The sequence below is a fragment of the Streptomyces sp. NBC_01775 genome, assembly GCF_035917675.1.
Lineage (GTDB): Bacteria > Actinomycetota > Actinomycetes > Streptomycetales > Streptomycetaceae > Streptomyces.
Map to the genome: position 1 here is coordinate 8,838,437 of NZ_CP109104.1, position 13,054 is coordinate 8,851,490.

A 13,054-nucleotide genomic window follows, 5' to 3' on the forward strand; every position below is an offset into this window, starting at 1 on the left:
CTTTAGCCCGGCAAGCCGGACCCGCCAGTGCCACCCGGCCCGGAGGGGCCGCTCAGTGGCTGCCGGTGAGTTCGCCGGTGAGCTGTTCGTGGATCTGGGCGCTTGGCCGGTTGAGGCCGATGATCTCTACGGTCTTGCCGCGCTGCGTGTACTTGTCCTCGATGGCGTCCAACGCGGCCACGGAGGAGGCGTCCCAGATGTGAGCTGCGGTCAGGTCGATGACGACCTTGTCGGGATCGCCCGCGTAGTCGAACCGGCCCACGAGGTCGTTGGAGGAGGCGAAGAACAGTTCGCCGGTGACGGAGTAGACGACGCTTCCGCCCTCGGGGTCGGTGACTGCGGTGACCTCGGCGAGGTGCGCGACGCGGCGGGCGAAGATGACCATGGCGGTGAGGGTGCCGACGACGACGCCGATGGCGAGGTTGTGGGTAGCCACGACGCAGGCGACGGTGACGAGCATGACCGTGATCTCACCGGCCGGCATGCGCTTGAGCGTCTTGGGCGCGATGGAGTGCCAGTCGAAGGTCGCGAAGGCCACCATCACCATGACGGCGACGAGGGCGGCCATGGGGATGTCGGAGACCATCGGCCCGAACAGGACGCACAGCACCATCAGGAAGGAGCCCGCCAGGAAGGTGGACAGGCGGGTGCGGGCACCGGACACCCGTACGTTGATCATGGTTTGGCCGATCATGGCGCAGCCACCCATGCCGCCGAAGAAGCCGGTGACGATGTTGGCGATGCCCTGGCCGACCGACTCCCGCGTTTTGGAGGAGCGGGTGTCGGTGATCTCGTCGACGAGCTTGGCCGTCATCAGCGACTCCATCAGCCCGACCAGCGCCATCGCGAGCGCGTAGGGAGCGATGGTGGTCAGCGTGTCCACCGTGAACGGCACGTCCGGCAGGCCGGGGACGGGAAGAGAGGAGGGCAGCTCGCCCTTGTCGCCGACGGTCGGTACCGCAATCCCGGCGGCGACCGTGATCACGGTGAGGATGGCGATGGAGACGAGCGGTGCCGGGATCACCCTGGTGACCTTCGGGAAGAACACCATGAGCGCGAGCCCACCGATGATCAACGGGTAGACAGCCCAGGGAACGTCGTGCATCTCGGGGACCTGGGCCATGAAGATCAGGACGGCCAGCGAGTTGACGAAGCCGACCATCACGCTGCGCGGCACGAAGCGCATCAGCTTGGCCACCCCGAGAGCGCCCAGGACGACCTGGAAGATTCCGGCCAGGATGACGGCGGCGACGAGGTAGCCGAGGCCGTGTTCGCGGTTGAGCGGGGCGATGACCAAGGCGACGGCGCCGGTCGCGGCGGAGATCATCGCGCGGCGTCCGCCCACGACCGAGATCACCACGGCCATGGTGAAGGACGCGAACAGGCCGATGGCCGGATCGACCCCGGCGATGATCGAGAACGAGATCGCCTCGGGGATCAGCGCGAGCGCGACGACGAGGCCGGCCAGGATCTCTGTGCGCCAGACCTTCGGGCTGTTCAGCCAGTCGGGCTTGAGGCCGCGCAGCCGTGCGGCCGGGGACAGGACGGAGGTGGACAAGAGCGGATACCTGTCGTGCTCGGGCACACCCGCCCGTGGCGGAGCGTGCGGGAAGACGCGGAGAGCCGGGACGGCGCTTCGCGGAGCCCGCGTACAGCGGGGCTGAAGTGCGGGGGCAGCAGGCGCGGGCGGAGGGCTCCGGGCCTGTTCAGGGGCGAAGGGTCACGGCGGGCAGGGGGCGGCGCTGGGCATCATGGGTATGCGCACGCTCTCTCCTGCATTTCGGTCTTCGCCGGGGGCGTCGTCGGCCCCGACACGGCTGACGGGCGCGGGCGTGATCCCGCACCATGGGAGTGGGACGGCGCGGAGCCGACCCCGTTGATCGGAAACTCTACCCTAACGTTACGGTAGAGATCGACGTCGGCCGACTGTGGCCTTGGTGACACAAGAAGGAAGGGCCGCCCGCGTGACCAGCGAGCACATGCAGATCGGCGAGGTCGCCGCACGGACCGAGCTGTCGCTGCGCACGATCCGGCACTACGAGGAGACCGGCCTGGTCATCCCCTCGGCACGTTCTCAGGGCGGCTTCCGTCTCTACACCGAGGCGGATGTCGCCCGTCTGATGGTGATCCGCCGGATGAAGCCGCTCGGTTTCACGCTGGATCAGATGCGCGACCTGCTGGAGGCGACCGACCGTCTCGACTCCGGTGAGGAACTGATGGCGGACGAGCGTGGTGCCCTGCTGGAGCGCATCCGCGACTACGAGCAGGACGCGGCCGAGCAGGTGGAGAAGCTGCGTACCCAACTGGCGCGAGCTGAGGAGTTCGGCGCCACTCTCCGTGAACGCCTCACTCGCGTCCCCACCCCCTGACCGCCTCCATGCGGTGCTGGTCTGCCGGTCATCCGTCCTGACCGGCTGCGGGTTCCGGGCGGTCCGGCGCCGGGTGCGCGAACAGCCGATCCAGGTGGGCGCGCAGGATCTCCACGGCCGCGTTGGCGGAGCGCTGGCCGACCAGGACGCTGGTGCCCAGGCCGTGGCTGAGTGAGAGCAGAAGAGCGGCCTCGGTCGCCGTATCCCGGCGCCGGTCCAACGCGCCCTCCTGCTGGGCCGACTTCAGCGCGTCGGCCAACTGCTGCTCCAGGCGGTCGGGGCCGGCGATGAAGGGCTGTGCGGCCAGTTCGGGATCGGTCATCGCGAGGACCGCGTAGGAGGTCCACACCAGGTGGAAGGCGCGGCTGTCCGCGTCGGTGGGCAATGCCTCGGCCAGGAACGCGTCGATGAAGGCGCGTGCGCTCACCGGCTGCGGCAGGCCGTCCAGGCGGGCTGTCCACCGCGTGTGGCTCTGCTGCTCCAGGCGCTTCAGGGCGGCGTGCAGCAGTTGACCCTTGGTCTCGAAGTAGTACTGCACCAGGTTCAGCGACATCCCCGCCTCCCCGGCCACCGTGCGCAGCGTGACCGTGTGCAGGCCCTCGGCCGCAGCCACGCGCACCAGAGCGTCGATGATGTGCGCCCGGCGCTGGGCGTGGTCCACCCGTTTCGGCACCCCGGCCCCTTCCCTCCTGTGGTCAATCCGTTTTCATGGTACCGCTGTACGATGAAAAATCTGCGGGCGACAGCGGGGAGGACCATGGGATTCCGTGGAACGCACGACGGCAGCGGCCACGCGGACGCGCGAGCGGCGAACCAAGGCAGAGGGCAGGCGGCGGTGCTGTGGCTGGCGTGCGTGGCCCAGTTCATGGTGGTGCTCGACGTCTCGGTGGTGAACGTCGCGCTGCCGTCGATCCAGTCCGCGCTGGGCTTCGGCGCCGCCGGCTTGCAGTGGGTCGTGGGCGGCTATGCGCTGGTCTTCGCCGGATTCCTGCTGCTCGGAGGCCGCCTGGCCGACCTCTACGGACGGCGACGGGTCTTCCTGTGGGGACTGGTGCTCTTCGCCGCCTCAAGCCTGATAGGCGGCCTGGCCACCACGCCCGGCGTGTTGATTGGGATGCGGGCCGTGCAGGGTCTGGGCGCCGCGGTGCTGGCGCCGGCCACGCTGACGATCCTGACCACCACCTTCACCGAAGGGACGGCCCGTACGTGGGCGTTGGCGATCTGGACGGCCGTCAGCTCGGCGGGCGGGGCCGCGGGCAACCTGATCGGCGGGGTACTCACCCAGTCGCTGTCCTGGCGGTGGATCCTGTTGATCAACGTCCCCCTCGGCGTCGTCGCCGTCCTCGCAGCCCTGCGCCTGCTGCCCGCCGACCGCTCCCGTGCGTCGGCCGGGAAGCTCGACCTGCCCGGGGCGGTGCTCGCCACCCTCGGCGTCACCGCCCTCGTTCACGGCGTCACACACGCCCAGGACCACGGCTGGAGCGGCCCAACTGCCCTGACGGGCCTGGCTGTCGGCGTCCTCGCGCTGGCCGCGTTCGCAGTGACCGAGGCCCGGTATGCGGCGGCGCCGCTGGTGCCACCGCGCCTGGTGCGGATGCGGCCGATCTGGGCGGGCAACGCGGTGATGCTGCTGGCCGGAGCCTGCTTCATCCCCATGTGGTACTTCCTCTCCCTCTACATGCAAGACGTCCTGCACTACGGGGCCTTGGCCACCGGCATCGCCTTCCTCCCGCACACCCTGGTCGGCGTCGTCGGCGCTCGCCTTGCCCCGGCCGTCATGCGCCGCACCGGCCCCCGGGCCCTGATCGTGCTGGCCGCGCTGCTCGCCGCAGCCGGGTTCGTGTGGCAGAGCCGGATCGGCGCCGACAGCACCTACTGGGAGGGCCTGTTGGGGCCCGCGATCGTGATGTCGGCCGGGATGGGCCTGCTGATCACCCCGATCACCACCACCGTCACCTCCGGCATCGCGGAGCAGGACGCGGGCGCGGCCTCGGGGCTGATGAACGCAACCCGCCAGATCGGCGGCGCCGTCGGTCTGGCTGCCCTGGTCACCCTCGCCGCCACGGCCGACTCCTACCGCGCGGTGTTCCTGGCCATCGCGGCCGTGTGCACGGCTGTGGCTGCCCTAGCCTTCGCACTGCCCGCCCCCCACCGCCGGGACCAGGCCGCCGGTGTGCCCAAGCAGTGAGCCCGGATCGGCACCGCCCGCTCGGGGTACCGCATTGCTCAGCCACGGGGCCCCGGCTGTCCACCGACCGGGGCCCCGCCGGAGTCGCCTTCGGCCGTCGCCGTGTCGTCGCTCAGCGGGGCGGGTTCATGCAAACGGAACAGCGCGGCCAGGATGCCCACGGTGCAGGTCGCGGCGACCAGAGCACCGGTGGCGATCGAGGTGGCGTCGATCAGCGGCCCGAACACCAAGGGAGAGCCGAACTGCCCGCCGAAAAGCGCTGTGGCCTGCAACGAGGTCGCAGTGCCGCGCTGCTTGGCGGGGGCGGCCCGGTCCACCAGCACGGTCAGCGTGGGCATCATGATCCCGCTGCCGACCCCGGTGAGCACCGGCACCAGAAGCAAAGGCCCCCAGTGCCCGGCGACGGAGAACAACAGGAGCCCCGCCGTCCACGCACCGACCGCCAGGCGCATCAACACCGGATATCCGAAGCGGGCGGTGAGCTTGGCGTAGGTCAAGCCGATCAGGCTCGCGGCTCCGGACGACAGCACGATGGCGTACAGCGCGACCACCAGCGTGTCGTGGATCCCGAGCTGGTCCAGGCGGCGCGGCAGGGAGATCGCCAGCACCATCATCAGCCCGGTGCTGGCCACCCACAGTCCGCACAGCCCCACGACCAGCGGGTGCTCGCGCAGCAACCGCGCCGCTCCGCCCCCGCTGCCCTCCGCCTGCGCGCCCTTCGTGCTGGTGCCGCTGATCGACGCGGACTTGGGCAGCGAGAAGAGAGTGGCGATACCGAGCGGCAGCCCGACGAGATAGATGGCGAACGGCGCGTGCCAGGAGTGATTGCCCAGCGCACCAGCCGCCAGGGGATAGGCGAAGCCACCAGTGGTGGTGGCGGCAGTACGCCAGCCCATCACCTTGTCGCGCATCTCGCCCCGGTACAGGCCCAGGAGCGCGGCGGTGCTGCAGGTGAACACCGCCGCAGTGCCCACGCCGAGGATGAGGCGGGAGGCGAACAGCACCGGGTAGGACTCGATGAACAGGCCCGCGCTTCCACCCAGCCCGTAGACCACCAGCCCGGCAGCGAGCGGGAATCGGACGCCGAAGCGGTCAGTGGCCCGGCCTACCAGCGGACTGACCAGGGCGATCGCCAGGCTGTGGGACGTCAGCACAAGACCTGCCTCCGTACCGCCCACATCCAGGGCCTGACGGATCACCTCGATAATCGGGGCGATGGTGGCACCACCCATCACTCCCAGCGTGGAAGCCAGCAGCAGTACGGTCAGCGCACCCCGCCCCACGTCCGGAGCACTCGCTGGCGCCGGGGTGTCAGCAGCCATCGCCGCGCCCAGCTGGGGTAAGGCCAGCGTGCAGGTGCCAGCGACGGTAGCCGCACGGCCGCACACCCGGGATCTCGCCGGTGACGCGGCGCCGCACTCCCTGCGGATCGTCGGCGGTGAGCATGTCGAGGTGGGCCTGCTCCTCGGTCCATTCCGCGTAGTTGAACACGCGGGTGCCATCGGTGCTGGTGTGGAAGTGCGCGGCGATCGACCCCGGCATCGGCGGCACGTCCCTGGTCATCGCGAACACCTCGTCGATGAAGTGCCGCTGACGCTCCGGTCCGTCCACATCGAACACCGGCGTGACCACACACCCCACTCCGACCATTACCGACTCGCTCACATGGGAGCGGTGCAGCCGGTAGCGGACCGGGACGGACGGCTCCGTGCCCGGAATCCCGGGCACATACGGCGCCGTTGCGGCCAAGGCCGCATCGAGGACCTCGTCACCGGTCCACTGCTCGTACGCCATCAGCGCCTGCCCGTCGGTGCACGCGAACAGCGACCAGCTCAACAGCCCATCCGGCCACGGCCCTTGCTCGCGGTCGGCTACCGCCGCCGCTGCCAAGGACTGCTGAGCGACGACATCGCCGACATGCCGGACGCTGATCACAATCGTGCGGGCGTCGACCCGCATGACCTCCGGCGGAGTTTCGGTACGGCGGATCACGGCGGCTCCCCACATATCAGGGCAGGGGCAAGCCCGGCCCACCCAGTCAAGAAAATGAGACTGAGTCCAAGACTGCCATGAGTGCCGAAATAGCTCTAGTGCCATATTGGCTCGGATTCCGTTTCGATACACTGGCCCCGTGGCCACCGACACCCAAGACCCCGACGACGACAGCGCCCTGCCGCTGCGCGAACGCAAGAAACAGCGCACCCGCCGCGCACTTGCCGACACCGCACTGACGCTGTTCAGTGAACGCGGCTTCGACCGCGTCACCCTTGACGAACTCACCGCCCACGTCGAGATCGGCCGCAGTACCTTCTTCCGCTACTACGGCACCAAAGAAGATGTCGCCATGGCCGCCGAGGGCGAACTCTGGGACGCCTACACCACCCGCTTCGACCAACACGCCACCCCGGGCCCGGCGCTCGACGCGCTGCGTACCTCGCTCACCGCAGCCGTCCTGTCCATGCCCGACGGCTGGGACCAGCGCTTCCTGCGCACGCGCCGCCTCGCCGCCGGCACCCCCGTCCTGCACAACCACAGCCTCGTGTCCTCCATGAAGGTGCAACAGCGCCTGGTGGAAACCCTCGAAACCCGCCTCGACGCCGACAGCCGCGAAGACGTACGGCTGCGCCTGCTCGGCGAATTCGCCCTGAGCGCCTGGCGATGCGGCGCCCGCAACTGGGTCGCCGGGCGTGCCCCTGACGGCCCCACAGGGCCCATCGGCCACGGCGGCCCCCCAGCCCTGGCCCGCCGCGTCGAAGAAGCCTTCGACGCCATCCCCGCAAGCCTCACACTCGACCTGCCCGCCAGCGAGAAGCCGAAGTGAACACTCCACTGGGGCATCCGCCCCACGGTCGACGCTTTTCTTCTACGCAACGAGGGGGTCCCCTCCTGGTCGCGTTGACCGCCGGAGGAGGGGCATTCGTTGCCGCGATGATGCTGGCTGTCGGTGTGCTGTCGCTGTTGCTCCAGTAGCCCTACCCGAGCCACTGACGTCGGGCGAGGCCGGCCACCGGGTAGGTTTTGTGCAGCCCTTACAAGGTAGCTCTCCGGGCGACCAGCGGGTTACAGTCCGGCCCTCAACGACGACCCTCCGCTCATAGGGGAGCGCAAGGGGAGCGCGGACGCCTTTGGACGGGGCAACACGGTGCACGAACAGCGGGACCGTGATACGTGCTCTGATCTTGGGAAACAGCATCCGGGGTCACCCCGCAGCACACGGCAGTATGAGCCCTAACGTGCTCGTAATGCGTAGGTCAGGGGCTTTCCGTTTAGCGGGTGCTTGGTCGCCAGTCTCCGGGCAGCTTGAAATGTGCCGACCACGTCCCGACGGTGGAGCAGAGGGGACTCACCAAGCGCCGCTTGCCCCGCTAGCGTCCAGGTCACCGACCGTCCGCCAGGGGCATCCCAGGGACTTTTCAGGGGCTTTCAGCTCTGTCACAGGGACTTCTGAGGGACTTTCCGCCGTACAGAAGGGCAAGCCCGTGACAGAGCTGAAAGACGCACATCACCTGGTCAGAGGCAGTGCGCTCAGCACTCGACAACGTTCACCGCGAGCCCGCCCCGCGCGGTCTCCTTGTACTTGAACTTCATGTCGGCCGTCAGCGAACCCGTGACGGTCCTGCGCGTTCATGGAGGGTCGGCGCGGACTCCGTTGAGTGGCAGTATGTGATGCGAGCCCACCTATCACATGATCGCGGCAGAGCCTAATTCCCTCTTTCGTGCTCTCTTGTCTGCGTAACCAACTTGCAGTCAGGAGGGCTGAAATGTTTGACGCCACTGTGCCTGTCGTCGCTTTCCTCAATGTGAAGAGGGCAGCTTCTTACCTCGGTATCTCGGAGAACACCTTGTACGTATGGCGACACAGGCGAGTAGGGCCGCCGAGCTTCCGCATGGGAGGTCGCGTCATGTACCGGGTCACGGCGCTGGACGAGTGGATAGCGCGTCAGGAAGATGCCGACTCACGGTCGAACCCACTGCTGGACCCGCTACGTCGCGGGCCCGGACCTCGGGCGGGAGACGTTGCTCGACGGTAGAGGCGGGCATGGCACGCCAGCGTCGTCCAGCCGTCTGCAGTTGTTTTCTAGAGGGGGAACTTCCGCAGACGAGCGTGGGTTGGTGTGGCTTGCAGGGAAGACCCACGAACTGCAGCAGGAAGAGGAACAGCGCGAGTGCAGGGATACATTGAGGACAGGTGGCTCAAGAAGCGCAAGGACCCGATAACGGGGAAGCGAGAGCGGACCTCGCGCTACGGCAAGGGGCAGCGCTATCGAGTCGCTGGCATTCCCGGTGTTCGGGATCGGTCTTTCGAGATATTGGAGGATGCCAAGGCTTGGCTGCACCAGTCCTCCACTGATGAGAAGCGAGGCGAGTTCGTTGACCCTCGCGACGGCTCGATCACGCTCGCCGACTACATCAAGCAGTACTGGGTGCCGGGAAGGACTGGGGCTCCGAAGACCCGGGATGGCACGGAGCGGAGGGTTCGGCTTCACATCCTTCCCTATTTGGGGCACTTGCCGCTTCGGCAGGTGACAGCGGCCGAACTCCGCGGGTATCTCGTCCAGCTGGAGAACACGGTTACGTCCGTCGACTATCGGCGGAGCATCCTCGGGGAGCTGTCCGGGATTCTGGAGACGGCCGTGGATGACCGGCGCATCTCCAGCAATCCGGTGCGCTCGAAGTCGGTTCGCTGGCCGAAGGCGTCCAAGGGGCATCGTGAGGCGTGGCCGCTGGAGACGGCGCTTCACGTCCGGGACGTGATCAGCGAGCGGCACCGCATAGCGGTGGTACTCGGCCTGGGGTGCGGTTTGCGGCAAGGTGAGGTGTTCGGCCTCAGCGTGGACGACATCGACTGGGGGCGTGGTGTCGTGTACGTCCGGCAGCAGGTGCAGGCGCTGAAAGGGAAGCTGTACTACGCCCTGCCGAAGGGCGGGAAGGCGCGTACGGCTGACTTGCCCGCTTCAGTCGCCGTGGAGCTGAAACAGCACATCGAGCGCTTTCCGCCGGTCGAGGTCGAGCTTCCTTGGGGAGACACGGGAGCCGATCGACCGCGTAAGAGGTTCGCTCTCCTGCTCACGACCCGCTACGGCAACGCCATCGCCGTGAACACATGGAACACGTATACGTGGAAGCCTGCTCTGGCCAAGGCCGGGATCATTCCGGCCAAGACACCGGGTACGAAGCCCTGGCAGTGGGCGGCCGCGCCCCAGGACGGCTTCCACGTGCTGCGGCACACCTATGCCTCGACGATGTTGGAAGCCGGAGAATCAGTGGTCACGCTCGCCCGGTGGCTGGGGCACTCGTCGCCGACCATCACGCTCGACCATTACGCGCACTTCATGCCGGAGGCCGGTGACAGGGGTCGCAGTGCCATCGACGCGCTGCTCGACGGCGCGGAGACGGGGGCGGCGGAGGGAGACGCGGCCGACGGCCGAAACTCCCCAGAAACTCCCCAGCGCCGATCAGGGTTGATCGTCGAGATCGGGCCGCAAAAGCCTGCCGTGGATCTTAAGGCCATGCCGCCGTATAGCCTGGCGGAATGCTTCCAGAAGTCACAGCCACCCGCTATGTCACACCCTTGCGGGAGGGTGGCTCACTCCCCGGGCTCGTCGAAGCGGACGACCTGGGTACTTACGTCATGAAGTTCACCGGGGCCGGCCAGGGCCGCAAGTCGCTGATCGCCGAGGTTCTGTGCGGGCAGCTCGCCCGGCGGCTCGGCCTGCGGGCGCCCGAACTGGTGGGCATGTGGCTCGATCCCGTCATCGGGCTGTCCGAGCCGGACGAGGAGGTGCAGGAGTTGCTCAAGGCCAGTGGCGGCCTCAACCTGGGCATGGACTTCCTGCCCGGTTCACTCGGCTTCGACCCGCTCGCCTACGAGGTGAGCCCCCAGGAGGCGGGGCGCGTGGTGTGGTTCGACGCGCTCGTCAACAACGTCGACCGCTCCTGGCGCAACCCCAACATGGTGGTGTGGCACGGAGACCTGTGGCTGATCGACCACGGTGCGACGCTGATCTTCCAGCACAACTGGGCCACCGCGCAGAAGGCCGCCGACCGGCCCTACGACGCCTCCGAGCACGCCCTGGCGCCGTTCGCGCCGGACATCGCGAGCGCCGCCGCCGACCTTGCGGCCGAGGTCACCGAGGAACTGCTCGCCCGGTGCGCGGCGGACATCCCCGACGAATGGCTGACGGACGAGCCGGGCTTCGCCGGCCCGGACGAGGTACGCGCCGCGTACACCCGGGCGCTGGCACCCCGCGCCCGTACGATCCATGAGCGGATCACGCTCGGCGAGCCGGCCAAGGACCGGCCCTCGCAGGCACCGGGCTGGCTCACCGGGAAGGGCGGCGATGCCAAGTGACGCGAAGCCGAGTGGCGCCGGGGGCGCGCAGCGACCTCGACGTGTTCGAGTACGCGCTGTTGCGTGTCGTTCCCCACATCGAGCGCGGGGAGCTGATCAACGCGGGAGTCCTCGTCTACTGCCGCGCGCGCACCTTCCTCGCCGCGCGCACCCACCTCGACGAGGACCGGCTCTTCGCCCTGGACCCGTGTGCCGACGTGCGGGGCGTGCGGGCGGCGCTCCAGGCCGTCGAGGGCCTGTGCACCGGGGGAGCGCAGGCCGGGCAGGCCGCGGGGGAAGGGCCCGGCAGCCGTTTCAGGTGGCTGGTCGCGCCGCGCAGCACAATCGTTCAGCCGGGGCCCGTGCACACGGGCCTCACCGCAGACCCGGAGGCGGAGAGCGAACGCCTGCTCGACCTGCTGGTGCGCTGATCCAGGGCCGGGGCCGGCCCCGGCGCACAGCAACCGGCCCCGGCCACCGTTGACAGGGCGTTGCCCGCCTCATAGCGTCACGACTGCCGTAGGTACTAAGCGGTTGCTCACCCATCTTCAGGCCGAGGAGAGACCAGCATGTCCAGCACCGAGCAGCGAGTCGCGATCGTCACGGGGGCAGCCCGAGGGATCGGCGCGGCCACGGCCGTACGCCTGGCGGCGGAGGGCCACGCCGTCGCCGTCCTGGACCTCGACGAGGCCGCCTGCGCGCAGACCGTCGACACGATCACGGAGCAGGGCGGCAAGGCGCTCGCCGTCGGCTGCGACGTATCCGACTCGGCGCAGGTCGAGGCCGCTGTCGCCCGGATCGCCGCGGAGCTCGGGGCTCCCCTCATCCTGGTGAACAACGCCGGTGTCCTGCGCGACAACCTGCTGTTCAAGATGAGCGACTCCGACTGGGACACCGTCATGAACGTGCACCTGCGCGGCGCCTTCCTGATGTCGCGCGCCTGCCAGAAGCACATGGTCGACGCCGGTTTCGGCCGGGTCGTCAACCTCTCCTCCTCCTCGGCGCTCGGCAACCGCGGTCAGGTCAACTACGCGGCGGCCAAGGCCGGAATGCAGGGCTTCACCAAGACGCTCGCCAAGGAGCTGGGCAAGTTCGGCATCACCGCGAACGCCGTGGCGCCGGGCTTCATCGCCACCGACATGACGGCGGCGACCGCCGAACGCGTCGGCATGGGCTTCGACGACTTCAAGACCGCAGCCGCCACCCAGATCCCCGTCCAGCGCGTGGGCGAGCCCGAGGACATCGCCAACGCCGTGGCCTTCTTCGCCGGCGAGCAGGCCGGATTCGTCTCGGGTCAGGTGCTGTACGTCGCCGGCGGACCCCTCAACTGACGGCCGACGGGGAGCGAACGAAGATGACTGAGCAGACGGCGCACGACAGGCCGGACACCGGCCAGGTCGCGCTCATCACCGGCGCCAGCCGCGGCATCGGCTACAGCATCGCCGAGGCGCTGGTGGCACGCGGTGACCGGGTGTGCATCACGGGCCGCAACGAGGACACGCTCAAGGACGCCGTCGAGCGACTCGGCCCCGACCGGGCCATGGGCGTCGCGGGCAAGGCGCACGACCTGGAACACCAGGCCGCCGTCGTCGAGCGCGTGATGGAGGCGTACGGGCGCGTCGATCACCTGGTCAACAACGCCGGTACCAACCCGGTGTTCGGGCCGATGGCCGAGCTCGACCTCGCCGTCGCGCGCAAGGTGTTCGAGACCAATGTGATCTCGGCCCTCGGCTTTGCCCAGCGCACCTGGGCGGCCTGGCAGAAGGACAACGGCGGCTCAATCGTCAACGTCGCCTCCATCGCGGGAGTCTCGGCCTCACCGTTCATCGGTGCCTACGGCATGAGCAAGGCGGCGATGGTCAACCTCACCCTCCAGCTCGCGCACGAGTTCGCCCCCAAGGTGCGGGTCAACGCGCTCGCGCCCGCGGTGGTGAAGACCAAGTTCGCCACCGCGCTGTACGAGGGACGCGAGGAGGAGGCCGCGGCCCGCTATCCGATGGGCCGGCTCGGTGCCCCCGAGGACATCGGTGGCGCCGCGCGGTTCCTCGCCTCCGACGAGGCGCGCTGGATCACCGGCCAGACGCTCGTCGTCGACGGCGGGCTGTTCCTCAACGTGGGCGTCGAATAGCGAAAGCGGGCGTCGGCCGGCGGACGCGTACGCGGGCC

13 protein-coding genes are annotated in these 13,054 nt (G+C 68.9%); 9 read left to right on the top strand and 4 right to left on the bottom strand.

Going from position 1 to position 13,054, the window contains the following annotated elements:
• Positions 1-52: 52 nt before the first annotated feature.
• The gene (locus OHB04_RS39140; RefSeq protein WP_326692363.1) at positions 53-1,558 is read right to left on the bottom strand and encodes a SulP family inorganic anion transporter; all 1,506 of its coding nucleotides are present in this window, start codon (positions 1,556-1,558) and stop codon (positions 53-55) included.
• A 406-nt stretch (positions 1,559-1,964) separates the two neighbouring features.
• Here OHB04_RS39140 and OHB04_RS39145 point away from each other — a divergent pair, with 406 nt between their 5' ends.
• Entirely contained in the window at positions 1,965-2,369 is a 405-nt protein-coding gene (locus OHB04_RS39145; protein WP_326692364.1) for a MerR family transcriptional regulator, read from the top strand.
• A gap of 28 nt (positions 2,370-2,397) precedes the next feature.
• Here the strand turns inward: OHB04_RS39145 and OHB04_RS39150 are convergent, their stop codons facing one another.
• On the bottom strand, positions 2,398-3,042 hold the full coding sequence (locus OHB04_RS39150) for a TetR/AcrR family transcriptional regulator (protein WP_326692365.1): 645 nt from the start codon (positions 3,040-3,042) through the stop codon (positions 2,398-2,400).
• Positions 3,043-3,126: 84 nt separating this feature from the next.
• Between OHB04_RS39150 and OHB04_RS39155 the strand changes: the two genes are divergently transcribed.
• Positions 3,127-4,557, top strand: coding sequence for an MFS transporter (locus OHB04_RS39155; RefSeq protein WP_326692366.1), 1,431 nt, complete (start codon positions 3,127-3,129; stop codon positions 4,555-4,557).
• A 38-nt stretch (positions 4,558-4,595) separates the two neighbouring features.
• Here the strand turns inward: OHB04_RS39155 and OHB04_RS39160 are convergent, their stop codons facing one another.
• Together OHB04_RS39160 and OHB04_RS39165 are read right to left on the bottom strand one after the other, a co-directional pair.
• Positions 4,596-5,879, bottom strand: a complete 1,284-nt coding sequence (locus OHB04_RS39160) for an MFS transporter (RefSeq protein ID WP_326692367.1) — start codon at positions 5,877-5,879, stop codon at positions 4,596-4,598.
• Positions 5,869-6,549, bottom strand: coding sequence for an antibiotic biosynthesis monooxygenase (locus tag OHB04_RS39165; protein ID WP_326692368.1), 681 nt, complete (start codon positions 6,547-6,549; stop codon positions 5,869-5,871). The genes OHB04_RS39160 and OHB04_RS39165 overlap by 11 nt, the downstream gene beginning before the upstream one ends.
• A 139-nt stretch (positions 6,550-6,688) precedes the next feature.
• Here OHB04_RS39165 and OHB04_RS39170 point away from each other — a divergent pair, with 139 nt between their 5' ends.
• From OHB04_RS39170 to OHB04_RS39200, 7 genes are all read left to right on the top strand, one after another.
• On the top strand, positions 6,689-7,378 hold the full coding sequence (locus OHB04_RS39170; protein ID WP_326692369.1) for a TetR/AcrR family transcriptional regulator: 690 nt from the start codon (positions 6,689-6,691) through the stop codon (positions 7,376-7,378).
• 940 nt (positions 7,379-8,318) lie between these two features.
• On the top strand, positions 8,319-8,588 hold the full coding sequence (locus tag OHB04_RS39175; protein WP_326692370.1) for a helix-turn-helix domain-containing protein: 270 nt from the start codon (positions 8,319-8,321) through the stop codon (positions 8,586-8,588).
• A 135-nt stretch (positions 8,589-8,723) separates the two neighbouring features.
• The gene (locus OHB04_RS39180) at positions 8,724-10,193 is read left to right on the top strand and encodes a tyrosine-type recombinase/integrase (RefSeq protein WP_326809300.1); all 1,470 of its coding nucleotides are present in this window, start codon (positions 8,724-8,726) and stop codon (positions 10,191-10,193) included.
• Complete coding sequence (locus OHB04_RS39185; RefSeq protein WP_326692372.1) at positions 10,091-10,909, top strand: HipA family kinase; 819 nt, start codon at positions 10,091-10,093, stop codon at positions 10,907-10,909. The genes OHB04_RS39180 and OHB04_RS39185 overlap by 103 nt, the downstream gene beginning before the upstream one ends.
• Positions 10,906-11,319: a DUF3037 domain-containing protein gene (locus OHB04_RS39190; RefSeq protein ID WP_326692373.1), complete on the top strand. Its 414-nt coding sequence runs from the start codon at positions 10,906-10,908 to the stop codon at positions 11,317-11,319. The genes OHB04_RS39185 and OHB04_RS39190 overlap by 4 nt, the downstream gene beginning before the upstream one ends.
• Positions 11,320-11,457: 138 nt before the next feature.
• Positions 11,458-12,219, top strand: a complete 762-nt coding sequence (gene fabG, locus OHB04_RS39195; protein ID WP_326692374.1) for a 3-oxoacyl-ACP reductase FabG — start codon at positions 11,458-11,460, stop codon at positions 12,217-12,219.
• A 23-nt stretch (positions 12,220-12,242) separates the two neighbouring features.
• Positions 12,243-13,016 (top strand): SDR family oxidoreductase, encoded by a 774-nt coding sequence (locus OHB04_RS39200; RefSeq protein WP_326692375.1) that lies wholly within the window; start codon positions 12,243-12,245, stop codon positions 13,014-13,016.
• Positions 13,017-13,054: the final 38 nt, after the last annotated feature.